20 protein-coding genes and 1 pseudogene are annotated in these 24,796 nt (G+C 47.6%); 5 read left to right on the plus strand and 16 right to left on the minus strand.

The window, feature by feature from the left end; translation table 11 throughout:
• Positions 1-190: 190 nt before the first annotated feature.
• The 6 genes from KNO73_RS06650 to KNO73_RS06675 are packed head-to-tail and all read right to left on the minus strand — an operon-like array spanning position 191 to position 4,461.
• Entirely contained in the window at positions 191-1,435 is a 1,245-nt protein-coding gene (locus tag KNO73_RS06650; RefSeq protein ID WP_215112234.1) for a lysine N(6)-hydroxylase/L-ornithine N(5)-oxygenase family protein, read from the minus strand.
• A 58-nt stretch (positions 1,436-1,493) separates the two neighbouring features.
• On the minus strand, positions 1,494-2,678 hold the full coding sequence (locus KNO73_RS06655) for an aminotransferase (protein WP_074036420.1): 1,185 nt from the start codon (positions 2,676-2,678) through the stop codon (positions 1,494-1,496).
• Positions 2,675-3,169, minus strand: coding sequence for an Lrp/AsnC family transcriptional regulator (locus KNO73_RS06660; RefSeq protein ID WP_215112235.1), 495 nt, complete (start codon positions 3,167-3,169; stop codon positions 2,675-2,677). Before KNO73_RS06660 ends, KNO73_RS06655 begins: the two co-directional genes overlap by 4 nt.
• A gap of 2 nt (positions 3,170-3,171) precedes the next feature.
• On the minus strand, positions 3,172-3,972 hold the full coding sequence (locus KNO73_RS06665) for a glycosyltransferase family 2 protein (RefSeq protein WP_074036418.1): 801 nt from the start codon (positions 3,970-3,972) through the stop codon (positions 3,172-3,174).
• On the minus strand, positions 3,969-4,217 hold the full coding sequence (locus tag KNO73_RS06670; RefSeq protein WP_074036416.1) for a NifU N-terminal domain-containing protein: 249 nt from the start codon (positions 4,215-4,217) through the stop codon (positions 3,969-3,971). The genes KNO73_RS06665 and KNO73_RS06670 overlap by 4 nt, the downstream gene beginning before the upstream one ends.
• Before the next feature lie 13 nt (positions 4,218-4,230).
• Positions 4,231-4,461, minus strand: coding sequence for a DUF1871 family protein (locus KNO73_RS06675; protein WP_074036415.1), 231 nt, complete (start codon positions 4,459-4,461; stop codon positions 4,231-4,233).
• 532 nt (positions 4,462-4,993) lie between these two features.
• Here KNO73_RS06675 and KNO73_RS06680 point away from each other — a divergent pair.
• The 3 genes from KNO73_RS06680 to KNO73_RS06690 are packed head-to-tail and all read left to right on the plus strand — an operon-like array spanning position 4,994 to position 8,802.
• Positions 4,994-7,249 carry a ribonucleoside-diphosphate reductase subunit alpha gene (locus tag KNO73_RS06680; protein ID WP_371730226.1) on the plus strand — a complete coding sequence of 752 codons (2,256 nt, stop codon included), beginning with the start codon at positions 4,994-4,996 and terminating at the stop codon, positions 7,247-7,249.
• A gap of 49 nt (positions 7,250-7,298) precedes the next feature.
• A complete protein-coding gene (locus tag KNO73_RS06685; RefSeq protein ID WP_012726807.1) occupies positions 7,299-7,805 on the plus strand; it encodes a flavodoxin domain-containing protein in 507 nt (168 codons plus the stop codon).
• On the plus strand, positions 7,762-8,802 hold the full coding sequence (locus KNO73_RS06690; RefSeq protein ID WP_074036411.1) for a ribonucleotide-diphosphate reductase subunit beta: 1,041 nt from the start codon (positions 7,762-7,764) through the stop codon (positions 8,800-8,802). Before KNO73_RS06685 ends, KNO73_RS06690 begins: the two co-directional genes overlap by 44 nt.
• An 81-nt stretch (positions 8,803-8,883) precedes the next feature.
• Here the strand turns inward: KNO73_RS06690 and KNO73_RS06695 are convergent, their stop codons facing one another.
• Together KNO73_RS06695 and KNO73_RS06700 are read right to left on the minus strand one after the other, a co-directional pair.
• Positions 8,884-10,797, minus strand: a complete 1,914-nt coding sequence (locus KNO73_RS06695; protein ID WP_215112236.1) for an N-acetylmuramoyl-L-alanine amidase family protein — start codon at positions 10,795-10,797, stop codon at positions 8,884-8,886.
• Positions 10,798-10,923: 126 nt separating this feature from the next.
• Positions 10,924-11,703 (minus strand): MazG nucleotide pyrophosphohydrolase domain-containing protein, encoded by a 780-nt coding sequence (locus KNO73_RS06700; protein ID WP_215112237.1) that lies wholly within the window; start codon positions 11,701-11,703, stop codon positions 10,924-10,926.
• 79 nt (positions 11,704-11,782) lie between these two features.
• Between KNO73_RS06700 and ytvI the strand changes: the two genes are divergently transcribed.
• Positions 11,783-12,916 (plus strand): sporulation integral membrane protein YtvI, encoded by a 1,134-nt coding sequence (gene ytvI, locus KNO73_RS06705; protein WP_074036407.1) that lies wholly within the window; start codon positions 11,783-11,785, stop codon positions 12,914-12,916.
• A gap of 10 nt (positions 12,917-12,926) precedes the next feature.
• Here the strand turns inward: ytvI and KNO73_RS06710 are convergent, their stop codons facing one another.
• Both KNO73_RS06710 and KNO73_RS06715 read right to left on the minus strand, forming a co-directional pair.
• Positions 12,927-13,586 (minus strand): DUF429 domain-containing protein, encoded by a 660-nt coding sequence (locus KNO73_RS06710; protein WP_078147240.1) that lies wholly within the window; start codon positions 13,584-13,586, stop codon positions 12,927-12,929.
• A 132-nt stretch (positions 13,587-13,718) separates the two neighbouring features.
• The gene (locus KNO73_RS06715) at positions 13,719-15,158 is read right to left on the minus strand and encodes a leucyl aminopeptidase (RefSeq protein ID WP_078147241.1); all 1,440 of its coding nucleotides are present in this window, start codon (positions 15,156-15,158) and stop codon (positions 13,719-13,721) included.
• Between the two features lie 325 nt (positions 15,159-15,483).
• Here KNO73_RS06715 and ptsP point away from each other — a divergent pair, with 325 nt between their 5' ends.
• Positions 15,484-17,202 (plus strand): phosphoenolpyruvate--protein phosphotransferase, encoded by a 1,719-nt coding sequence (gene ptsP, locus KNO73_RS06720; protein ID WP_078147242.1) that lies wholly within the window; start codon positions 15,484-15,486, stop codon positions 17,200-17,202.
• Between the two features lie 50 nt (positions 17,203-17,252).
• Here ptsP and KNO73_RS06725 read toward each other — a convergent pair whose 3' ends face one another.
• From KNO73_RS06725 to KNO73_RS06750, 6 genes and pseudogenes are all read right to left on the minus strand, one after another.
• Positions 17,253-18,086 carry an aldo/keto reductase gene (locus KNO73_RS06725; RefSeq protein WP_078147243.1) on the minus strand — a complete coding sequence of 278 codons (834 nt, stop codon included), beginning with the start codon at positions 18,084-18,086 and terminating at the stop codon, positions 17,253-17,255.
• A 124-nt stretch (positions 18,087-18,210) separates the two neighbouring features.
• Positions 18,211-20,250 (minus strand): glucose-specific PTS transporter subunit IIBC, encoded by a 2,040-nt coding sequence (ptsG, locus tag KNO73_RS06730; protein WP_078147244.1) that lies wholly within the window; start codon positions 20,248-20,250, stop codon positions 18,211-18,213.
• A 137-nt stretch (positions 20,251-20,387) separates the two neighbouring features.
• Positions 20,388-21,887: pseudogene (gene ptsG / locus KNO73_RS06735) on the minus strand (glucose-specific PTS transporter subunit IIBC); the annotation flags it as partial.
• Between the two features lie 221 nt (positions 21,888-22,108).
• Complete coding sequence (gene glcT / locus KNO73_RS06740; RefSeq protein WP_251024862.1) at positions 22,109-22,960, minus strand: glucose PTS transporter transcription antiterminator GlcT; 852 nt, start codon at positions 22,958-22,960, stop codon at positions 22,109-22,111.
• A gap of 98 nt (positions 22,961-23,058) precedes the next feature.
• On the minus strand, positions 23,059-23,376 hold the full coding sequence (locus tag KNO73_RS06745; protein ID WP_047795135.1) for a YuiB family protein: 318 nt from the start codon (positions 23,374-23,376) through the stop codon (positions 23,059-23,061).
• 126 nt (positions 23,377-23,502) lie between these two features.
• Positions 23,503-24,714 carry an NAD(P)/FAD-dependent oxidoreductase gene (locus KNO73_RS06750; protein WP_012726820.1) on the minus strand — a complete coding sequence of 404 codons (1,212 nt, stop codon included), beginning with the start codon at positions 24,712-24,714 and terminating at the stop codon, positions 23,503-23,505.
• Between the last annotated feature and the right edge of the window lie 82 nt (positions 24,715-24,796).

Raw genomic sequence — 24,796 nt, forward strand, 5'->3', positions numbered from 1 at the left:
AACTCCTATGCTAAATTCATCAACTTACTATAACATACTTTTTTCGATAAAGTGTAGAATTTAGTAAAAAAGATTATTTTTGACGTGTTGGTATGTTTTAAAGTCGAAGTGCGGGGTAAATACAAATCAAGCAAGACTTCAAGTATTCCCCCCTGATTCCGCTAGGCGACTCGCCTAGCCCTTTTTTTGTTCAAAATGTCGTAAACGGCTTCTGATGGCGAATCGGATAGACCGTTTCCCCAGCCATGTCGTTCAATATGACCGCATTTCGATAGATAGCCATCCCGAGATTCGTCGCAGCCGGACCATGCGAATGCTCTAAATTTGTATGCGTGAACAACTTCCCGCCTAACGACTCGTTCATGATCACTTCATACGTGTCACGGACTGCCCATTCTCCCTCTGCTTCCCATACGACCGGGAGCTGATTGACCCAAGATGGGACCACCGGGCGATACCCCGTCGCCACGACGACGAGATCGTACTCTCTTTCAATCACTTCTCCCGTATACCGTTGGGTCCCTTTCAAACGATGTGTCAACCAATCATAAGTGATCGATTCCACTTCGACCTGTGTCATCATGTCAGCTTTCGTCGCTTTCGCTTCTGCCGTCCGATGATACAACGTCTCATAGATCGAGGTCATCGTCTCAGGATTGACACCATGACGGAAACGCTCGAATGACCCGAGTAGCTCTTGCCGAGCGTCGTACGGTAGTTTATGAAAATAATCGACATAATCCACACTAAAAATTTCATCCCCAAGCTTGCCTGCTTCGAGTGACTCAAATTGTTCGGAGCGTGTGATCCAGTCGACGCGTTGTTCATCCGTCGCTTCACGCAACAAGTCCAGAAAGACTTCCGCCGCACTCTGTCCACTCCCGACGACCGCGACACGATATCGGTCTTTGAGGACGTCCCGGTACGTCAAATAATCGCTCGTATGAATGACTTGTTCAAACCCGTCCGGCACGAATGGCGCCGCCCCTGTCCCTAGAACGAGATGTCTTGTATGAACTTGTGTCGATCGACCATCTGATTCGACGGTCACGAGGAAGCCCTCTTCTTCCACTACAACGTCAGACACATAATGATTGAAACGAATCGTCGACAGTTGATTTACAACCCATCGCAAGTAACGATTGTATTCCGTTCGAGGAATCTTATCTTGTTCTTGCGTGATAAATGTTTGGAGTCGACCCGTATCACTCAAATAGTTCAGAAAACTCGATGGATGGGTCGGGTCCGCCAACGTGACGAGATCTTGTAAATAATGCGTTTGCATCGTCATCCCTTCAATCAACATGCCTTCATGCCACATCATCTCCGCGCGTTGCTCAAAGCAAACCCCATGCAGTTCAGTCTTCTCCGCAAGGGCCATGAGACCAAGATTATACGGACCACACCCGATTGCAACAAAGTCAAATTGTTTCATCCTCTTCACCTCGCCCGTCTTTTCCCTTTCGTTATATCGCTAAAACGCCAAAGAACTCTCACGAATGAGAGTCCTTGGCTACTGTGACTTCGAATTGTTTCATGAAACGTTGAATCCGGAGAATCGCTTCTTGTAGTTGTTCGAGCGAAGTCGCATAACTCGCTCGGACGAACCCTTCCCCGCTCTCACCAAAGGCGTTTCCAGGAACAACGGCGACACGTTCTTCGACGAGAAGACGTTCTGCAAATTCTTCACTCGTCAATCCAGTATGTCGAATCGAAGGGAAGGCATAGAATGCTCCGCCTGGCACGTGCGTCGGAAGCCCTGCTTCGTTCAGCGCTTGTATGAAATAGTTTCGACGTTGACGATAACTTTTCACCATGCTCGGCACGTGCTGATCACGGGTCCGAAGTGCCTCGAGTCCACCGAATTGAACGAGCGTCGGTGCACACATCATGCCGTATTGATGGACCTTTAACATCTCTCGCGTGACGATTTCCGGTGCGCATGTGAAGCCAAGGCGCCATCCAGTCATCGCGAACGCCTTCGAGAAACCGTTGACGACAATCGTCCGGTCTCGCATGTCGTGAAGCGTCGCAAAGCTGACAAATGGTTCGTCGTAACAGAGTTCCGCATAAATCTCATCGCTGACGACCCAAAGGTCATACTTTGTCGCGAGCTCTGCGATTTGTGCGAGTTCATCGCCATTCATCGTGGCGCCCGTCGGATTGGACGGGAAGCAAAGCAAGATCGCTTTCGTCCGTTCTGTGATGGCTTGCTCAACGTCTTCCCGATCGAGTCGAAACCCTTTTTCCGGACGACATGCGACAGGGACGACGGTCCCACCTGCCAACTCGATGAGTGGACCATATGAAACGAATGCCGGTTCGACCACGATGACCTCGTCCCCTGGATTGAGAAGGGCACGGAATGCGATGTCGAGCGCCTGCGATGCCCCAGTCGTGACAATCAATTCAGACGTCGGATCGTATTCGACTAAAAAGCGTTCTTTCATATAAGTAGCGATTTCTTCGCGCAACTCGATGAGACCGGCGTTGGCGCTATACGCTGTATAGCCTTCTTCGAGTGCGGCATAGCTCGCTTCTCGCACGTTCCATGGTGTGATGAAATCCGGTTCTCCCACCCCGAGAGAGACCACGTTATCCATCGTCTGTGCTAAGTCAAAGAAACGGCGAATGCCCGATGGCTTCATCGAGACGACTTGATTCGATAAAGACTTCATGGCGTGATGTTCAACCGCTTATCTTCAGTTTGTGGGGTGAACAAGATCCCGTCATGTTTGTACGTCTTCAATTTGAAGTGGGTTGTCGTCGACAAGACCGAATCAAGCGGCGATAGCTTGTCTGAGACAAATGAGGCGACGTCTTGAAGCGAGTTCGCCCGAATGACGACTTGAAGGTCATAAGCTCCCGACATCAAATAAAGCGCCGTCACTTCTGGGAAGCGATAAATACGCTCGGCCACGTCGTCAAATCCGCGTCCTCGTTTCGGAGTGACTTTAACGTCAATGAAGGCAGTGACATCGTGACGATTGATTTTTTGCCAATTGACCATGGCACGAAATCCGAGGAGAATCCCGTCTTGCTTGAATTTCTCAAACATCGATTCAATCGTCTCCTCATCGAGTGCCAACAAATCAGCCAACATCTTCGTCTCGAGATACCCTTTTTCTTCTAACAGCTCTAACAACTCAAGTTCTTTTGATGAATACATACTTATTCTCCTTCCGTTCGACCAGGTAGCACGCCTGTGAACGTTCTCTCTGTCTGTCTCACGAATGCACGTCGTTCCTCCTGAACGATATGGAAATTCTTCATCTCCATGTCTGTCAGACCGTGCTTTTGACAGAAATGATCAAAATAACGACGTCTCGTTTCATCCTGTTTTGCCGACAGGTTATCCGTCCCGTTGAAGGCGTAAAGTACCGTCGCACGCGCCGGGTGTGACACCGTGAATGCATCCATCACCCTCAACAAGAAATCCCAATCCCAGTAGTTATAGACGTCTTCGTCGAATAGACCGATCGTGTCATGAATCGATTTGCGATACATCGTGCCCGAAGGGATGAACGTCGAGTCCTGACGCATCCGCTCTCGATCAAACGCGTAAGCGAACGGTTCCCAGTCCGTCACGACACGACGGCCCGCTCTCCATTCGAATCGGAACAGCTCAGCATCCGAATAGACGAGGTCTGCCTGTTGAAGGTCGCGTAGCCCCTCCTCCAAGTGTGTCGGCATGAGCAAATCGTCATCGTCTAGTAGCAAGATGACATCGCCTCTCGCCTCGAGAACACCACGATTACGGGCCCGGACGTGATGGTTCTCACCCACTTCGATGACACGTGCATCCAATTGATTCAAAAAAGGCGCCAAAAGGTGTTGTTTTGGCGGTCCTTCATTATTCATGACCAAGACCTCAAACTGCTGAAATGTTTGGACCGTTAGACTTTCAAGCAGTTCCGTCAGTTCCGTCTCGCGTTTATAAGCCGGAATGACAATCGAGACAATCGGTTTCATCCGCGATATGCCGTCTCAACGAGTGGAAGAATTGCTTCCCAGCTCACACCGTTCTCCTTTGATACGGTCACAAAGTCACCATAAGCAAAGACACTCTCCACGCCTTCGATTTCAACTAGTTTTGCGAGGAGCGGCTGATCTGTCGCTTCGCCCGCCTTCACACTTTGACTCTTGGCGCCAAACACGTTCTCTGGAAGTGTCACTTTCATCGCATTCGGATTCGGTGTTGGATCAATTCGTAACATTATTGGTTCCTCCTTATAGTTGGCAAGATGACGATACGAGGAGTCGCTGCGCCATCTCGAAAATCTCTGTTTCTGGTGGACACGCATCGAACGCTTCAAGAAGCGTTCGGCGAATCACTTCGGTCAATTGTTCGGGAGAATCGACATAGGTTAATGCCATCATGACTTCATCAAACTCAGGTCCGTATGAACCTGCCCCATAACCGAGTGGGTCCCATGTTAATAATAAGTCTTCTGTACGCACTTGTTAAACCCTTCTTTTCGCTGAAATTCCATGTCCTACTTCACCAATCTACCTTACTTTTTACTCGGATACCAGCCTTGACAAATGGATTCATATTTCTTGATTCATCAGAACACTATATCTAGTATGAAATGAATATGCAGGTATTTTGATAAGTAACGTCAAATACAATCCATTCCACCTCAAACAAACGGATGAAATGTTTCATCAAGAGTGATGAAATCGAATTCATCAATTTGTGAAAAAACAAGCAAAGACAATACATAATTTTTTTTCATCTCAGTTCTCTGTCTCAAATTGGGTCATGAAGCCCTTTTGGAGCAAAAGCAAAAAGGTGACGGGCACATTCCAGAATGTCAAGGATTGAAAAACTAAATATAGGTGTTTTATGATTAAAAAGATAAAAAAGTGTCAATATATAGTTAACGGGTATTTTGATTGTTAACACGATATTGTGACAGGTAAGGAAGTTCTTATTATCCTTTTATAACGTCTACACCATCTAAAGGAGTGATCTATTTTGACATCCCCTATCCACCACGAGACGATGCTACCAGCGGCTCCAACGCTTTCTGACGTCTCTTCTCTTATTCAATCTATCCAGACACGGTATCCTCACTTAAGCGTAGAGCGCTATGAAGAACGGGCTATTCGGGCGCTCGAGACAAAAACGCTAACACAAGATGTAGTATATGACTTATTGACGATGCATGCCCTCGATATGTTGAAAGCCGAAGAACCGGACTGGACGTTCGTGGCAACGGAAATGTACTTGAACCGCCTCTATCTTGAAGCGGCACGCAACCGCGGTTACGAAGCATCTATGCGTTATGGTAACTTCTATCAACTGGTCGAGACGTTAACATCAAAACGAATTTTCACGTCAGCTCTTCTCGATACGTATTCAAAAGAAGACATGGACCATCTCGAAACATTGATCGATCCATCCCGTGACCGTCTCTTCACATATATCGGACTCCGCACGTTGTCGGACCGCTATCTTGGGCGCGATCATGTGAAGAACCTTTATGAGCTTCCACAGGAGCGCTTCATGGTCATCGCGATGACGCTCATGCAAAAAGAAGATGAGACGACTCGATTGAAGCTCGTCGAAGAAGCTTATTGGGCTTTATCAAACCTTTATATGACGGTCGCGACACCAACGTTGTCAAACGCCGGTAAATCATATGGACAGCTCAGCTCTTGTTTCATTGATACAGTTGATGACTCCCTCCGTGGCATTTATGATTCGAACACCGATGTGGCGACGCTCTCAAAAGGTGGCGGTGGAATCGGTGTCTACCTCGGGAAAATCCGTTCACGTGGTAGTGACATCAAAGGATTCAAAGGCGTCTCAAGTGGTGCCCTTCCTTGGATGAAGCAATTGAACAACACAGCCGTCTCTGTCGACCAACTCGGTATGCGTCAAGGCTCAATTGCCGTCTATTTAGACATTTGGCATAAGGACATCTTCGAATTCCTCGACGCGAAATTGAACAACGGGGATGAGCGCCTCCGTACACACGACTTGTTCACAGGCGTTTGCTTACCGGACCTCTTCATGCGTACGGTCGAGGCACGCGGCGACTGGCACTTGTTCGATCCACACGAGATTCGTACCGTGATGGGATATAGCCTTGAAGACTATTTTGACGAATCAGAGAACGGTGGAAGCTTCACAGAGAAATATATGGAATGTGTCAACACGCCAGAATTATCTCGTGTGACAGTTCCAGCCATCGACCTTGTAAAACGTTACATGCGCTCACAACTCGAAACAGGTACACCATATATGTTCTTCCGAGACGCAGTGAACCGCGCAAACCCAAACAAACATGCAGGGATGATTTACAGTTCAAACCTTTGTTCCGAAATCGCGCAAAACATGTCGGCAACGACAATCGAAGAAGAATACACACAAGACGGAAAAATCGTCATCACAAAGACACCTGGTGATTTCGTCGTCTGTAACTTGAGTTCAATCGCACTTGCTCGTGCCGTGAAAGCCGATGTGCTCGAACGACTCATCCCGATTCAAATGCGTATGCTCGATAACGTCATCGATTTGAATACGATCGAAGTTCCACAGGCGATGATCACGAACCAGAAGTATCGTGCAGTCGGTCTAGGAACGTTCGGTTGGCATCACTTGCTCGCACTAGAAGGAATCCGTTGGGAATCGGTCGATGCCGTTCAATATGCAGAGAAACTCTATGAAAAAATCGCGTATCTCACAATCCAAGCATCGATGGAACTCGCCAAAGAAAAAGGAGCATTCGGCGTCTTCGAAGGTTCAGAATGGCATACAGGCGAATACTTCAAGCGCCGGAACTATCGTTCACACGACGACCTCGATTGGGACGGTCTCGCAGCAGAAGTACATCAAAACGGCGTCCGTAACGCCTATATGATGGCCGTTGCACCAAACTCATCGACGGCGATTATCGCTGGTAGTACCGCATCGATTGACCCGGTCTACAAAAAGGTCTACTCAGAAGAGAAGAAAAACTATAAGATTCCAGTCACGGTTCCCGACTTGACGCCGGACACGAACTGGTTCTATAAATCAGCATTTGAAATTGATCAATTATGGAGCATCCGTCAAAACGCGGCTCGCCAGCGCCACATCGACCAAGCAATCAGCTTCAACTTATACGTGAAGAACGATGTAAAAGCGACAGAGCTTCTTGCGATGCACCTCGAGGCATGGTCTCTTGGCATGAAGTCGATTTACTACACTCGTTCGACGACCGTCGAAGTCGACGAATGTGAGTCGTGCGCTTCGTAAACCGTCGTCATAATCATTATGTACATTTTATAGAAAGGTGGTCCACCCTATGAACATCGCAATCATCTGTCATTCGATGAGTGGAAACACGGAAGAAGTGGCATCGCTCATCGAATCGACACATCATCGCCGTGGCGATACGGTCGTCCGCTATGATGCCGATCGCGTCGGATATCGCGAAGCAAAGTCGCTCGCTTCGTTCGACCTCGTCTATTTCGGCTCTTACACGTGGGCAGACGGAATCTTACCAGACGAAATGAAAGATACGTTCCGCCTCGTGTTAAAGGAACTCCAAGTGCCGATTCGACAAGCTGCGGTATTCGGAACGGGTGACAAGATGTTCGTACATTTCTGTCGCGCTGTTGACGAGATGGCGTACCACCTTTCAAAATACGGAATCCCACTTGCCGGGGAACTGCTTAAAATCGAGCAGTCCCCACGTAACCAACCGTTCAACGTCCAACATTGGGCAGAGCGGATGGCTCACCATGTAGAAGAAGGAGTTATGCATCATGTCGATTCAGAAAATCAAATTATTGTCGCCCAAACATCCTAACCGGGCAACCGCCATCATTGGCGGGGAAACGAGTTCGATCGTCAATTGGAACGATATCGCGTATCCTCAGTTCTATACCATTTACAAACAGTTATTATCGAACTTTTGGATTCCTGATGAGATCTCAATGTCTAAGGATATGCAACAATGGCCGCAATTGACTGAACGTGAACAGGATGCATTCAAACGGATCATCGGACTGCTCTCGATTCTCGACTCGGTCCAGACACGATACATCCTCGAGTCTTCTATGTTCTCATCTGACTCGTCTGTACACGCCGTTCTCGCGGTCATCGCACAACAAGAGGTCGTGCACAATCAATCATACAGCTATGTCCTATCAAGTCTCGTGCCACTCGCTGAACAAAATCGAATCTTTGACATCGCCAAAGATGATGAAATGGTCATGAAGCGCAATCAATTCATCTTGGACTTATATGAAGCGTTCCGCGAGACTCCGAACGCTGAAAACTTTGCGAAATCACTCGTTGCATCCGTCATTCTAGAAGGCATCAACTTCTATTCAGGATTCGCTTATTTCTACAATCTCGCCCGCCACCAAAAGATGGTCGGTACATCCACGATGATCAGTTATATCCAACGTGATGAGATGCAACATTCTTACTTCATCAGCCAGCTCTTACGTGCCGTGCTGACAGAAAATCCGAAGATTGATGAAAACGGAAAGTTCAGTCAGTTCGTATACGACACGATGGCAGAAGCGGTCGACCTTGAGATCGAGTGGTGTGAATACGTTCTCCGTGACCTCGATGGACTCGACGTCAGTGAAATGCGAGACTACGTCAAATACTTGGCGAATAAACGACTCCGCGTCATCGGTCTGAATGACTTGTATGAAGGATTTGACGAAGATGTCATGCCTTGGATCCGGGCATACTCAGATGACTCGCTCAATGCGACAAAATCTGATTTCTTCGAACAAAAGTCACGTTCTTATGCGAAAGTGACAGACGCGAACGGATTTGATGATCTATAAAATTGAACCGAACCGATTTAATCGGTTCGGTTTTTTTGTACATCAAAAAAACCCAGACAATCATGTCTGGGTTAATTCAAATCAATAATAAGTCTGAACATATTTGGCAATTCCTTCAGCCACACCTTCCGCCATTTGCTGACGAGACGTGTTACTTCGAAGGTAAGTCAAATCTGTTGGTGATGAGATAAATCCTAATTCGACGAGTGCAGATGGCATTGTATTATACGTAATAACGTAATAATTAGCTGTTTTCACTCCTCGGTTCGACATTCCACTCATTTTACCCGCCAAGTTGCTTTGAATGTTTGAAGCAAGGACACGACTTCGAGCGCTGTGCGCAGACTGAGAAGAAAAGAACGTTTCTACCCCTTTCGCAGATGATGAACCGGCTGCGTTGACGTGCATACTTACAAACAAATCACCACGTAACGACTTCGCTGCAGCAACTCGCTGATCTAGAGTCAAATAGACATCAGTCGAACGAGTGAGACGTACATTGTAATCATATTTTGAGCGAAGATAAGCTTCTACACGTTTCGTTACATCGAGTACAATCGTTTTCTCATAGAGAGATCCATTAACTGCTCCCGAGTCTTTTCCACCGTGTCCTGGATCAAGGACGATGACTGTTCCAGTCGATGTGCTCGGCTTAGATGTCATCACGAATGCTGAAGAAATGAAAGCATCTTGTCCGTTGAACTTGATTTTATGGAAACCATTGGTTGTCCCATAATGTAAAACAGCTGTTCCGTGATTGAGTTGACCAACCACATTCGAATCAAGACTCGCTTTCGAACGAACGTTCAATACATCACCTGGTGTGTTGATGTATACCGTACCTTTTGGTGCAGCTTCCGGCGCAGCCGGGGCTTTCCCTTTCGTCAACCACGAACTCGCTGTGTAGTAGACTTTCGAGCCGATCTGAACAGTCGACCAACTCGAATTGTACGCTTTGTATGAAACAGCCGTGTATTTCGGAAGAACCATGAGGACTTCCGAACTCTGATGGGTTTTTCCAAACAAGTTTACTGTACGGTTAGCATACCCTTGCGTGAGTCCATCATCTGGTTTCGTTGTCGTCGGAGGTTCTGTCGACGTTTTCGAAGTAGAGATCCAAGCTGTCGGTGTGTAATACGTTTCACTTCCGAGATAGACAATCGACCAACTCGAGTTGTATTTGCTCGAGACGACAGCCGTGTTCACGGGAAGTATCTTCTTCACCGCCGACCGTTGATTCCGCTCAGCGAAGAGTTTCAGCTCCCGGTTTGCATACCCGTCTTTTTTCTCTACACTGCTATCCAATGTACCTTCTGTAATGCCCCAAGTCGGTGTGTAGTACGTTTCGTTCCCGATATAAACAATCGACCAGCTCGAATTATATTTGCTCGAGACGACAGCCGTGTTCACGGGGAGTACCTTCTTCACCGCCGAACGTTGATTCCGCTCAGCGAAGAGTTTCATCTCACGGTTCGTGTATCCATTTGTCCGATCCACATTCGACTCGGTGAGTTTTGGTGCGATGTAAGCTTTTGCGGCATAGTACGTCTTCCCGTTCAAGTAGACTTTTGCCCAAGAAGAATTATAAACGGCATACTTCACTTCCGTCCCTTTCTTCAATGTAGCGACAATCTTCGCCGATCGATGAGACGTGACTCGTACGTTTAAGTTCGCAGTTGTCACACCAGTAGACGTTGCCGCCTGCGTCGTTAGCGAACTTGAAGTGGATGAAAGTTTCCGAATGTACTGGGCCGAGGCATAGTATGTACGATTGTTTACATACACTTTGTGCCAGGACTGATTATACGTTTCATACTTTACTTTCGTGTTTTTTGGTAATGTTTTCACTACCTTCCCACTCAGACTAGGGGATGTACGAATGTTCAAATTGACAGTCGTCTCTCCATCGTAAGTAGCAGCTTCAGCAGACGGAAGTTGCATACCAAACAAGAGGACCGTTAAGATGAGGGCAACTTTCAATAGTTTCATTTTCATCTAAAATATTCCTTTCTCATTGCGGCATTTCCTACTAACAACAATTTCATATTAGCATAATGCTTTTTTAAAAAAAGTAAATATTTGAAAAAAAGATGAATGTTTTTGATAAAAAGGTAAATGTTTTTATTTGACCGGTCGGATGATCAGAAACGTCTCCGCACCGTAACGTTCGATGGCGACAGTAAAACCTTCTTTAATCGAAGGATTCTCTGTAACAATCAATCCATCTCGTTTCTGTTGAATTACAAATCCGTCCAATCCTTCAATCGCTGCAATGCGACAAAAACGCTCGATATGTTGTTCTCGTTCTATATATCGGTCGAATCGCTCAAATGATTTAACTGGGACCCCGCCCCAATAGCGACCTGACTGATGCGATAAATAAGTACGCACCGATGTCTCCGTAATCGGATCCGGCGTATGATCAAATCGTCCAAAGTCCCGGGCCGACTTCTCTTCGATGAGGGCAAAGAGTGAATCGAACAGATTGAGATGGTAAGACTCTCCAAGAGACAAAACGGCACGTTGCAATTGCTCGATATGATGCTGTAGTGATTGACCTTTACGGTTCGGTTTTAACTTCTTATCGCCTTCATAAGCGTTCAAAATCCGCGCCACTTCCCCTGCCTCTTCCACAATTTGAAAATACAGCTTCTCTTTCGATTCTCCTCCCTCCGCCTCTGGTTGTTGCAATGCAATCCCATACTGGTTTGCCAGACACGTGGAAATCACTAGTACATCAAGTAACTCCTCTTTCAACTCATCCCGCGCCTCTCTCCTTAACGCGCCACCTACTTCTCCTACCTCTTCTAACAATCGTGCTAGCCCGGATAAAGGTCTCCAGTAACCACCTAAATGAAGAATCATCGTATTGATTTTCTGTTGAACTTCTCTCACGTTCATTCACCTATCTTTCTGCTTTATTTACCGCTTACATGATATACTATGCTCAACCTAGTTGTCCGGAAAGGGTGGGTTCCACATGTCGTCGGCAAGACTTTGGCAATTGCTTCGATTCATTCTCGTCGTAATCGGTTTCTTTTTAATCACTTGGCTATTGAATATACTTTTCGAATATACATATCCGTTCGTATTTGCCTTGCTCTTGTCCTTGATGACCGTCCCGCTCGTCAACTTTTTCGAGCGAAAATCAAATATGCCTCGTGCACTCGGCACTCTCATTTCCTTGATCATCGTGCTTAGCATCGTCGTCGGAATCATCACCATCGTCATCATCCAATTGATTCATTATGCAACGGTGGCAGCGGAACGACTCCCTGAACAAATTGAGACACTCACCGAGTTTATCCAACGACTGTTCAATGAGAAAATCGCACCGCTCGTCAATGATGCATACGAGAGCTATCAGCAGTTAAATCCCGGACAGACGACCTCGCTCGAGGGAGGAATCACCGAGCTCGGTGTCCAACTCGCCTCAGCGATTGGTGTCTTGTCCCGCGGAGTGGCCAGTGTGCTACAAAACATGTTAGCAGCGCTCCCGCTCGTCTTGTTGCTCGTGGTCGTCATTGTCCTCGCCTGGTTCTTCATCACAAAGGATTGGCCATCATACGTCAACTCACTGAATCGTCTGAACAAACGAAAAGGATTCAAAGAATTCGAGGAAGTGATGATCAACCTCAAGTCTGCCCTATTTGGATACGTCCGTGCCCAGTTCACGCTCATCTCCATCACATTCGGGATCGTCTTGATCGGAATGCTCATCCTCCGTGTTGACAACCCGCTCTCTTTCGCTTTACTCGCGGGGTTCTTTGACCTTTTGCCTTATTTAGGGGTCGGTACGCTACTTATTCCTTGGGCCGCCTATGCCGCGGTGACAGGTGATTGGTTCGTGGCCATCGGATTGGTCGTGTTGTATATCATCGTCATCGTCCAACGCAACTTGGCTGAACCGAAAATTGTCGGTTCCCATATCGGATTGAATCCACTGGTCGCACTCATCTCCATCTTCGTTGGATTAAAGCTATTCGGTGTACTCGGCTTTATCGTCGGGCCCGTACTCGCCGTCCTGTTGAAAGCCGTATACAATGCCAAAGTGTTTCATTACATATGGCGATTTATCGTCGGTCCGCCTACGACGACAGCAAAAGAGCGATGAAATGTTGATTTCATCGCTCTTTTTTCATTTGAGGTACAGCCACTACGGGTTGATCGGATTCTGCCGGCTGAAGCGAGAGACCACTTGTCCCCGCTTCATAGGCAGCTACCGCCAAGATGCACGCATCGATAATATCGTCGATTTGGACGTTCGACATCTTCCATTTCCATGGAGAACTTTTCGAGTATTGCCGAAGTAACTCGATTCGCTCATCCTGCCCTTCGACCGTCTTTTTCGAATGACTTGCCTCATGTCCCATCATGACCGAGAAACAAACTTCCGGATGTGATTCGTAAACGTCAGATGCCTTCACCTGCTGAAACTCACGGATCCGGGGAACAAGATTCCACGCTTGTTTACTAATTCCTTTGCCAACCAACGCCCGACTCCTTTCATTCGCTTCCTCATAAGTCGCTTCTTGCAACACCTCTTGAATCGGCGGAGTGAAGACGGACGACTTTCGTTGGCTGAGTCGGCAACGCATCCACGCATCGCATTCGCGGCTCGGATGGTCGACCGTTCCTAAATCTTTCGGCATATCCACAAAATGCATGGCACCATCAATCAGCAACTCCTCCAACGTCTCCGAAATCGTTAAACAAAGTGAGATGCTGTCATATGTGATCCGTACCCAGCCGCCACGTGCACCATCAATTCCTACTCCTACCATGTCGTACCTCCTGTAACATCATCAACACGCCAAATACGGCGAGAAACACTGTACTCCCTAACCAAATACGGTTCGGCCAAACCGTGTAGCATAGGCCACACAGAATCGCCAAACCGATTACGCCACCTGCTCTTACCGCTCCCACGATTCAATCATCCGTGCGAGGGTTCGAACCATGACACCCGTCGGCCCCTTCGGACCGAGGTCATTCGCTGCCGCTCGTTCGCTCGTTCCTGCAATATCGAGATGTAGCCATGGTGTATCGCCGACAAACTCACCGACAAATGCGCCACCAAAAATCATATGCCCGAAACGACCTGGTGAGTTGTTCAAGTCGGCAACTTCCGATTTTCTCACCTTGTCGATGAAGACATCGAAATATGGCATCTGCCACACGAGTTCGTTCGTCTCACGGCTCGCCTCTTCAAGAGAACGATAGAGGGTATCGTCGTTCGTTAGACAGCCCGTCACGTCTGTCCCGAGGGCGACGAGAACGCCACCTGTGAGCGTAGCCACATCGATGATGGCTTTTGGTTCATACGTTTTCGCAAACGTGACCGCATCCGCTAATACAAGACGTCCTTCTGCATCCGTGTTCAATACTTCGATCGTCTTTCCATTCATGGCCGTGATCACATCATCTGGTTTGAACGCATCTCCAGAAATCATATTGTCGGTCGCACCGATGATGCCAATCACGTTCCGTTTTGGTCGCGTCAATCCGAGGGTCTCGAACAATCCGAGGACGGTAGCAGCGCCACCCATATCCCCTTTCATCCCGACGATGCCATCTTTCGGCTTAATTGAATAGCCGCCTGTGTCGAACGTGACACCCTTCCCGACAACGGCAATCGGAGCTTCTTCTGCCCCACGATACTCGAGTACAATCAATTTTGGAGGAATCGTCGACCCTTGGTTGACTGCGAGCAATGCCCCCATACCTAGTCCTTCCATCTCTTCTTTTTCAAGAATACGGTATTTGAAATCATGACGTTTCGCCAACTCAACCGCGTAATCCGCTAACGTCTCCGCTGTCAAAATATTGGCCGGCATCATCGTCAACGTTCGAGCGACATTGACCCCTTTCCCATAAGCCACACCCGCATCGATATCCGTCTGGTCCACGTCACCGAGCAACGTGATCGTCGGTTCTTCGACCGTTTCATTTGGAGCAGACTTATATGTAGGATGGGCATAGGTCGCCATTTCATACGCTTCTGTGAATATGCGTGCGGCACCATCCGTAAACGTATCAAGCGCTACGGCGACGTCCTTCAATCCACGTGACTTGATCAGTTTCGAGACTTTCCCGAACCAATTCCGAACATTCTCGGTCGTCATGTCATTTCGTTGACCAAGTCCGACAAATAAAACACGGGTCGTCTCACCGGCGAATGTCGGAAGGATTGTCACTTCCCCCGTCTTCGTAGAGAGGTCTCCTGATTGAATAAGCGCTTTGACGCGTCCATCAAACAATGTGTCGAGTCCCTCATCGATAGAATCAGCCGCTCCAATTCCGACGACGATTGTCTCGTAAGAATCGGTCCAATTTAATTGAGCAATTTGATACATATTGCCACTTCCCTTCTATATATATGGTAAGCATAACGAACTTCTCCAAAATAATGAAATAGTATGCGTAAGAGTCAAGAAATCTTCGAATTCATGGGCTATCTCCTCGTTGTGACGTTGTTTTATTTTATGATAGGATAAGAAAGTACGCAATCGGGCTTCTCTTCATCGTGAAGTGAGGCCAATTTGACTGGTCGAGGCTTCCCCTAGTCGTAGACCGTTGCTACTTTAACTTTCTCCGTTCTCGTTAATTCTTTTTTCTTTTCGGGTATGAAGTAACGAGGCAGGAAAGTACACTATTTCTTTGAAAAGAGGGACTACGCTTATGTCACACATTAAAGGTATTGGTGCATCTGCAGGAATTGCAGTTGCAAAAGCATTCGTCATGGAGACACCTTCATTCGATATCCCATCACACAAGATTGAAGATGTCGCTGCAGAAAAGGCTCGCTTCCAAGATGCGATCGCACAATCTAAAACGGAGCTTGAAGCCATTCGCGAACATACACTTCGTGAGCTCGGTCCAGACAAAGCCGAGATTTTCTCAGCTCACCTTTTAATCGTTGAGGACCCAGAAATCGTATCGCAAGTGAACGACAAAATTGAAAGCGAAAACATGAACGCAGCGAAGGCACTTGACGAAGTCGCCCAAACGATGATCATGATTTTCGAATCAATGGATAACGAATACATGCGCGAACGTGCAGCTGATGTTCGTGACGTCACAAAACGTGTCATGGCTCACATTCTCGGAGTGACATTCGTGACTCCAGCTTCGATTTCAGAAGAAGTCATCATCATTGCCGAAGATTTGACACCATCAGACACGGCACAACTTAACCGTAAATACGTCAAAGGATTCGCGACGAACATCGGCGGACGTACGTCTCACTCTGCCATCATGTCACGCTCACTTGAAATTCCGGCAGTCGTTGGAACAAAAGTGGCCCTTGAAGAAATCAAAAACGGTGACCTCGTCATCATCGACGGAACAGAAGGTGACGTCTTCGTCAACCCTTCAGAAGATCTCGTCAAAGAATACGAAGGCAAACGTGCTGATTTTGAAGCGTACAAAGAAGAGTTGAAGCAACTCGTCAACGAAGAGTCAATCACAGCGGACGGTCACAAAGTGAAGCTTGCTGCGAACATCGGGACACCGAACGACCTCGAAGGCGTTTTGAAAAACGGTTCAGATGCAATCGGGCTCTATCGTACGGAGTTCCTATATATGGACTCTGAAACGTTCCCGACTGAAGAAGAGCAATACACAGCTTACAAAACGGTTCTTGAAGGCATGGAAGGCAAGCAAGTCGTCATCCGTACACTCGACATCGGTGGCGACAAAGAGTTGTCATACCTTGACCTCCCGAAAGAAATGAACCCGTTCCTCGGCTATCGTGCCATCCGCCTTTGCCTTGAGGAAACAGATTTGTTCCGCACACAACTTCGTGCCCTTCTCCGCGCCTCAGCTCACGGGAACCTCGCCATCATGTTCCCAATGATTGCGACACTCGAAGAGTTCCGCGCGGCGAAAGCCCTTCTTCTCGAAGAAGAAGCGAAGTTGAAAGAAGAAGGAATCGAAGTCGGACAATATGAGACTGGAATGATGGTTGAAATTCCATCAACGGCTGTCATGGCGAAACAATTCGCAAAAGAAGTCGACTTCTTCTCAGTCGGAACGAACGACTTGATTCAATACACGATGGCGGCTGACCGGATGAACGAAAAAGTTTCCTACTTGTACCAACCGTTCAACCCTGCCATCTTGAACCTTCTCCACAACGTCATCACAGAAGCACACAAAGCTGGCAAATGGGTCGGCATGTGTGGAGAGATGGCTGGAGAAGAACTCGCGATTCCAATCCTTCTCGGTCTTGGTCTCGACGAATTCTCGATGTCCGCTTCAAGCGTCCTTCGTGCGCGTAGCCTCGTGAAACGCTTGACGAAGTCGGAAACAGAAGCAATCGTCAACGAAGTCCTCAACATGGACACAGCTGAAGAAGTCGTGAACTTCCTTAGCGAAAAGTTCGACATTAAGAAATAATGGCAAAAGTCCTTCTCTCACTCGAGAGAAGGACTTTTTTATATACTGCATTAGAAATCAAAATCATCTGGGTCTGGACCGACACGTTGATATCGGTCGAGTGAGTCGATTCGTTCCATTTGATCTTTGGTCAATTCAAAGTCATGAACATCGAAGTTTTCTGCGATTCGATGTGGTTTGATGGATTTTGGAATGATGACCCATCCCGTTTGGAGATGCCACCGTAACAACACCTGGGCGACGGAACGATCGACTTCCTTTGCGACCTCTACTAAAGTCTGCTCTTCGAACAACCCTCCCTGCATAAGCGGTGCCCAAGCGACCGGTACGATGCCGTGCTCGCTCATATACGATGCTAACTCGGTTTGACGAAGCAACGGATGCCGTTCAACTTGGTTCACGGCTGGAACGAGGTCACTGTTTGCAGCCAATGTCTCGAGGTGATGGACTTGGAAGTTACTCACCCCGACTGCCCCGACACGTCCCTCTCGATACAACGTTTCGAGGGCACGCCAACTCTCGACCATCTTGTCTTCCACCGGCCAATGAATCAAATACAAATCTAACTGTTCCAATCCAAGACGAACGAGTGACGCCTCGTAGGCGGAGATGGCAGCATCGTAACCTTGATCAGCGTTCCATAGTTTCGATGTGATAAATAAATCTTCCCGGGAAATATTTGCGATTTCCATTCCTTTTCGGATTCCGTCACCGACCCCCTCTTCATTCTCATAAACGGCTGCCGTATCGATATGACGGTATCCTTGACGAATCGCCTCGACGACGGCATCCATGACTGTATCCCCATCTTTAACTTTGAAGACGCCAAGTCCAATAGTAGGAATGGCTTTCTGACCGTGATTCAATTGTATGGATTGTTTCATTTGTACCCCTTCTTTCGTGAGAATTCTCCTTCACTATAAGGGGGATTCTCCTTTTCCGGAATAAGGCACATTGAAGTAACTACACAAATCGAGCCGCCCCATGATAGGAGCGGCTCGTAATCATTTATTCTGGTCCTCTGTCATCGGCTCTAAAGTCGAGCGCTTCACCCGCGACGACAGTCTCACCGAATGGTACGACGACGACTTTTCCGTCCCCGTTCGTCCAAATGATTGGTGTAATCAGTGACGGCACTTTATCACGAATCGCGCTGAGGTCGACTTCGAGAAGGACGTCTCCCGCTTCGACCCGGGCGCCTTCTTCGACTCTCGCTGTGAATCCTTCCCCTTTCAGGTTGACCGTATCGAGACCGACGTGGATCAATAGTTCACGTCCATCGTCAGCCAAAATGCCAATCGCATGTTTCGTCGGGAAGAATGTCGTGATTTGACCGGTCACCGGCGAAACGACCTGTCCGGAACTTGGTTCAATCGCAAACCCTTCTCCCATCATGCGACCCGAGAAGACTTGATCCGGCACATCATCAAGTGATAACAGGACACCAGACATCGGAGCCAAGAAGCGATGATCGGCTTGTTCAGCCGCTTCCGGTGTAATGACTGCCTTCTCTACTTTTTCTTTCGGTTTGTATTCGCCACCTTCGATGATGGTCGCGATTTGTGATTTGAGCGTGTCCGATTTTGGTCCGAAGATGGCTTGGATATTGTCTCCTACTTCAAGGACACCAGCGGCACCGAGCGTTTTTAGAAGGTCTTTGTCAACTTGTTTCACGTCATTGACGGTGACACGAAGTCGCGTGATACATGCATCTAAATGTTTAATGTTTTCAGGACCACCGAGTCCGACGAGCACTTCATATGGCAAGTCGTCCCCAATCCCCGCTTTGTCCCCTTTCGTGCCAGTCTGCACGTCACGTCCAGGAATTTTCAGGTCAAACTTCGTAATAGCGAACCGGAATCCAAAGTAGTAGATGACCGCAAAGACGAGACCAACCGGGATGACGAGCCACCAGGCCGTCCGGTTCGGCAGGACCCCGAAGAGCAGATAGTCAATGAGACCACCAGAGAAGGTCATCCCAATCTTGACGTTCAGTAAATGCATCGTCATGAAGGAGAGACCGGCAAAGACGGCGTGAATTCCGAAGAGAAGTGGTGCAACGAAAACGAATGAGAATTCGACTGGTTCTGTGATCCCTGTCAAGAATGACGTAAGGGCAGCCGAGAAATAGAGACCCTCGACGTCTTTCCGCCGTTCTTTCGGAACCGTGTGGAACATGGCGAGACAGGCTGCTGGTAAGCCGAACATCATGAACGGGAATTTCCCGGTCATGTACGTACCGGCTGTGAATTCCACGCCGTCACGCAGTTGTGCGAAGAAGATCCGCTGGTCACCTTGTACGAGATCACCTGCTTGGTTCGTATACTCCCCGAATTGGAACCAGAATGGAGAATACCAAATATGGTGAAGACCGAACGGAATCAAGGAACGTTCTACTAATCCAAAGATGAATGCTGATAAGGCAACGTTTGCCTCGATGACCGTACTTGAGAACGTGTTGATCACATTCCCAATCGGTGGCCATATATATGCGAGCGCAATCCCGATAATCAAACTGAATGCGGCCGTCGCAATCGGGACGAACCGCTTCCCTGCAAAGAACCCTAAGAAATCTGGCAACTTGATGTTGAAATACTTGTTGTACGCATAGGCTGCAACAAGACCTGCGATAATCCCCCCGAATACCCCCATTTGGAGTGTCGGAATACCGAGAACGGTGGCATACTGCGGATCACCTTGAGCGATTTCCGCGGTAATCCCATTCCATGTGCTAATGACTTTGTTCATGATCAAATAACCGACAATGGCTGCTAGACCAGCAACCCCGTCCCCGTTCGCCAGGCCGATCGCGACCCCGACGGCAAACAGTAACCCTAAGTTTGCGAAGACGATGTCCCCGGCATCTGTCATGACTTGCCAAATCAGGACAAGTGAGTCATTCGCCAGAAACGGGAGCAATTCAACGAGGTCCGGGTTTTGGAATGCGGTACCAAACGCCAAGAGAAGACCGGCTGCCGGTAAGATCGCAACCGGAAGCATGAGTGCTTTCCCGATCCGTTGTAAAACGCCAAACACTTTCTTCCACATCATGGTTCCCTCCTTTGTCAGAATACTTACTTTTTCCCTCTAACGTTTGGATGAAACCGTTTCATATAAAAGAAAAAGACCAACCCCGAAGGATTGGTCTAGGTCATCAATTAGTTGACTTTCTTTTCGTTACCTGAAGCGATGACCGCTTGGATTTCTGATTTCAATGCGTCCGAACGTGGTCCGAAGATTGCTTGAATGTTGTTACCAACTTCAAGGACACCAGAAGCGCCAAGTCGTTTTAACTCATCTTTGTTTACGTTTGCTTTGTCTTTAACTTCGACACGAAGACGTGTGATACATGCATCGAGGTGTTTGATGTTTTGTGAGCCACCAAGACCGACGAGGATATCTTGTGCAAGTTCCGAACCAGTAGCTGTTGATTGTTCAACAACCTCATCTTCACGACCTGGAGTTTTAAGGTTGAACTTACGGATAACGAAGCGGAATCCGAAGTAGTAAATAACCGCGAACACGAGACCGACTGGAATAACGAGCCACCAAGCCGTACGACCTGGAAGAACACCGAAGAGCAAGAAGTCGATCAAACCACCCGAGAACGTCATCCCGATTTTCACGTTCAAGATGTGCATTGTCATGAATGAAAGACCTGCGAATACCGCGTGTACTGCGAAGAGAAGTGGTGCTACGAACAAGAATGAGAACTCGATTGGTTCTGTGATACCAGTCAAGAACGATGTAAGGGCAGCAGAAGCCAAGAGACCACCGACAACCGCTTTACGCTCAGGACGTGCTTCGTGATACATTGCGAGTGCTGCTGCAGGAAGACCGAACATCATGAACGGGAATTTACCAGTCATGAACGTACCTGCTGTCAATTCAGCACCATCACGAATTTGTGCGAAGAAGATCGCTTGGTCACCACGTACAACATTACCCGCTGCATCTGTGTATGAACCGAATTCAAACCAGAACGGTGAGTAGAAGATGTGGTGAAGACCGAATGGAATCAATGAACGTTCGATTAAACCGAAGATGAACGCTGCGAATGTACGGTTTTCATTCAACATGAAGTTTGAGAATGAGTTCAATCCGTGCTGAACTGGTGGCCATACTAATAGTAAAACGAAACCAGCAACGACGGCTGCAACTGCTGTTACGATTGGAACGAAACGTTTACCAGCGAAGAAACCAAGGAACTGTGGCAATTCGATATTGAAGTACTTGTTATAGGCCCATGCGGCGATGAGACCCATGATGATCCCTCCGAATACCCCTGTTTGGAGCGTTGGGATACCGAGTACGTTCGCGTAAGCCGGGTCACCTTGTGCCAATACTTCAGGTGTGAGTTCGAGCCAAACACCCATGACTTTGTTCATGATCAAGAATCCAACGATTGCCGCAAGTCCGGCTACGCCGTCACCTGCTAAACCGATGGCGACACCGACTGCGAACAAGAGCGCCAAGTTCGAGAAGATGATTCCACCTGCTTGCTCCATCAATTGAGCGAATTTCACGACGCCTTCGTTCGTTAACCAACCAGCGCGTGATGTAAGTTGTGGGTTTTGCATTGCGTTACCGAACGCAAGAAGAAGACCGGCTGCCGGCAAGATCGCAACAGGAAGCATAAGTGCTTTACCGACTTTTTGAAGAACACCAAAGATCTGCTTAAACATCAACATTTCCTCCTTTTTTTAAGTACGTATAAACAATATGATAGCGGCGTAGATGTCAGACAACCGACGTATCTAAACGTTTTCATAAATCACGTTTATAAAAACAGAAAAGGCATGAATAAGGATAGAACGTAGACCTCTCCCAATGGAGACATCACATAACGTTCCACTCCTTACTCATGCCTGATCGAATCAGTAACACGTAAGACACGTGGTATCATTTATCTACTTGTTAGGCGCTGGAGATGCATCGTCAAATATGTCGCTTCACCTCGTGGGACAGGACGCTTTAATTCGCGTTCCATGATGCCCATCAGCTCCCAAGCAGTACTATAGCATAGCGGATATTCGTCGCGCAACACCTTTTCAATTTTTTGTGGTGCCTCGACCGTCTCACCTGTCGCGACCCGCTCAACGGCGTACCTTAAGTGCCGAAGTAAGCGCTTATAATCGAGTGATGTCCGGTCCATTTTCACGTTCAAATGACTCTCAATCGTCTGAACAATTTGCCCGATGATTTGATTATGACGGTTGACCTCGAGGACGTTTTTGAACGTCGTCGCCGAGTGAATATGAAGGGCGATAAACCCTGTTTCCGCATCCGGGAGCAAAACGTTCAATCGTTCATGAAACATATCGACGATCCGTTCCGCGAGCGCAAACTCGTTTGGATAGAGCGATTCCGTTTCAAGTAAAAACGGATTCGTCACTTCCATCCCTTGTTCGATTCGCTTCATCGTGAAGAACAAGTGATCCGTCAAACCGATATGGATGTGCTCATCGACTTTCTTGCCCGTACTCGTCTCAATGAAGCAGACAATCTCTTGCATGAACGCAATGAAGTCCTCGTCGACATGTTTGACGAGTTCTTGATATTGAGATTGCTCTTCTTTATCTGTCAGTTGATACACTTTCTCCGGGACGCTGGCCGGGTCGACGAGGTCGCCTGGTTTTTTGCCAAAGCCAATCCCCTTCCCGAGTAGAATGACTTCCGGATCCGTATCATGTTGACAAATGACAACGCTATTATTCAACACTTTTTTGATCGTATACATCGGTAATGTCATTCGCATCGCATCCCTTACTAAAAATCGTTTCGCTATCTAGTATATCGGTTCATGCCCTAAAAAAGTAGGGACAAAACAAAAAAGGCGAACATTTCTGTCGCCAATTAAAACATTGAATAACCGCTCTTTCGTAAGAAACGAATCGTCACACCAGCTAGAATTGCACCGAGCAATCCAAAGCCGAGCATGAATAAATCGAGAAGTTGCAACCCGACGAGTCCTTCATAGACACTCGTAAGCGCGGTCGATGTCTCGGTCACGTAACTCGAAAGTTTGACATTATCAATCATCATGATGACAAAAATTGGATAAATGAACACGAGTGTCCATGTCTTTTTAAGTAACATATTCAAGATGAAGCCGATACTGAAAAAAATCGTCATATATAAAACGGCTCCAATGACTGCTTGGATAATATGCATGTGTTGCCCCCCTTGTCCGCTCTTCATTATACAAAATTTCGACCAACGAGGTCAAAGAACTTCCTATGACAATTTCGAAAGAAAAACAGCCCGTTCTGAGACAGAACGAGCCATGCAATCATGAAATTAGAACTTCCCTTTTTTAAGGACGAGTCCGTATTTTTTCAATTCGATGAAGTGTTTGTTGTCGATGACTTTCTTCATGAATGAAGCGTTGCGACCGAAGATCTTTTTGCCCATCACGATTCCGATTCCATCGTTATGACCGAGTGAAGCAACTGTTCCTTTGCTCTCGTAAGTGAACTTCGAAGTCGATTTGCCATTGATAAGTGCCGCGATGTTTTTCGCAACGTTGTGCGCTTGTTGTGTCGCGATTTGTGCCGTCGGTGGGTATGGACGGTTCGATGCAGGGTCCATGACCGCTGAGCAGTCACCGATGATGAAGACGTTGTCGTGACCTGGTGCACGGTTGTCCGCTTCCACCATGACACGGTTACGGACCGCTTCAAATCCTGATTTTTCGATGATCGGGCTACCACTTACGCCACCTGTCCAGATGATCGTGTTGGCACGAATCGTTTCTGTCGTGTCACCTTGAAGTGGACCGAATGTCACCACACCTGGCTCGACACCTTTGATTCCGTTACCGAGTTTCATCTCGACACCGTTACGCTCCAACCATTTCTGTGCGTATGTCGTGAGTTCTGGGTCGAAACCAGGAAGAACTGTTGGTGCCGCTTCAATGTTGACGATGCGAACCGCTTCGCGTGGAACGTCATACTGTTTGCAAAGTTCAGGGATTCGGTTGACGATTTCACCGAGGAATTCGATTCCTGTAAATCCGGCACCACCGACAACGATCGTCACGAACGAGTTGTCTGAAGAACCGTTTGTTTTATATTGAGCGAATGAATATTCGATGTGCTCTTTGATTTTACGAACACTGTTCAACGAGCTGATTGTCATCGCATGTTCTTTCAAGCCTGGGATACCGAACGTTTCAGGTACACCGCCGAGACCGATGACGACATAGTCGTATTCGACGACAGAACCATCTTCGAGCGTGACTTGTTTGGCAGCAGTATCGACGCGATCGACGATCCCTTTGACAAGTTTCACACGTGACGGGTTCACAATATCGTTAATGTAGATGCGCGCTTGGTCTGGGTTCATCGTCCCAGCAGCTGGTTCGTGAAGCCATGTCGTTTGGTAGTGATAATCATGCTTGTTGATGAGCGTGATGTTCGCATCACCTGCAGCGAGTGTCTTTTGAAGGTTGACGGCTGTGATGAGTCCACCGAAGCCCGCACCAAGAATAACAATGTTAGGTCGTTTCATGTTCATTTCCACCTTGTTTAAAGTTTTGTTTTTTTGAACAACTATGTTGTGTGTTTCTTCACATAGACGTTCACAATAAAGC

It is taken from the genome of Exiguobacterium sp. s83 (assembly GCF_018617095.1).
GTDB lineage: Bacteria > Bacillota > Bacilli > Exiguobacteriales > Exiguobacteriaceae > Exiguobacterium > Exiguobacterium profundum.

Bases quoted from the DNA above. Each gene is read 5' to 3' on its own strand.
- KNO73_RS06650 (WP_215112234.1), bottom strand. From the start codon at position 1,435: ATGAAACAATTTGACTTTGTTGCAATCGGGTGTGGTCCGTATAATCTT.
- KNO73_RS06655 (WP_074036420.1), bottom strand. From the start codon at position 2,678: ATGAAGTCTTTATCGAATCAAGTCGTCTCGATGAAGCCATCGGGCATT.
- KNO73_RS06660 (WP_215112235.1), bottom strand. From the start codon at position 3,169: ATGTATTCATCAAAAGAACTTGAGTTGTTAGAGCTGTTAGAAGAAAAA.
- KNO73_RS06665 (WP_074036418.1), bottom strand. From the start codon at position 3,972: ATGAAACCGATTGTCTCGATTGTCATTCCGGCTTATAAACGCGAGACG.
- KNO73_RS06670 (WP_074036416.1), bottom strand. From the start codon at position 4,217: ATGTTACGAATTGATCCAACACCGAATCCGAATGCGATGAAAGTGACA.
- KNO73_RS06685 (WP_012726807.1), top strand. From the start codon at position 7,299: ATGAACATCGCAATCATCTGTCATTCGATGAGTGGAAACACGGAAGAA.
- KNO73_RS06690 (WP_074036411.1), top strand. From the start codon at position 7,762: ATGTCGATTCAGAAAATCAAATTATTGTCGCCCAAACATCCTAACCGG.
- KNO73_RS06695 (WP_215112236.1), bottom strand. From the start codon at position 10,797: ATGAAAATGAAACTATTGAAAGTTGCCCTCATCTTAACGGTCCTCTTG.
- KNO73_RS06700 (WP_215112237.1), bottom strand. From the start codon at position 11,703: ATGAACGTGAGAGAAGTTCAACAGAAAATCAATACGATGATTCTTCAT.
- ytvI (WP_074036407.1), top strand. From the start codon at position 11,783: ATGTCGTCGGCAAGACTTTGGCAATTGCTTCGATTCATTCTCGTCGTA.
- KNO73_RS06710 (WP_078147240.1), bottom strand. From the start codon at position 13,586: ATGGTAGGAGTAGGAATTGATGGTGCACGTGGCGGCTGGGTACGGATC.
- KNO73_RS06715 (WP_078147241.1), bottom strand. From the start codon at position 15,158: ATGTATCAAATTGCTCAATTAAATTGGACCGATTCTTACGAGACAATC.
- ptsP (WP_078147242.1), top strand. From the start codon at position 15,484: ATGTCACACATTAAAGGTATTGGTGCATCTGCAGGAATTGCAGTTGCA.
- KNO73_RS06725 (WP_078147243.1), bottom strand. From the start codon at position 18,086: ATGAAACAATCCATACAATTGAATCACGGTCAGAAAGCCATTCCTACT.
- ptsG (WP_078147244.1), bottom strand. From the start codon at position 20,250: ATGTGGAAGAAAGTGTTTGGCGTTTTACAACGGATCGGGAAAGCACTC.
- glcT (WP_251024862.1), bottom strand. From the start codon at position 22,960: ATGCGAATGACATTACCGATGTATACGATCAAAAAAGTGTTGAATAAT.
- KNO73_RS06745 (WP_047795135.1), bottom strand. From the start codon at position 23,376: ATGCATATTATCCAAGCAGTCATTGGAGCCGTTTTATATATGACGATT.
- KNO73_RS06750 (WP_012726820.1), bottom strand. From the start codon at position 24,714: ATGAAACGACCTAACATTGTTATTCTTGGTGCGGGCTTCGGTGGACTC.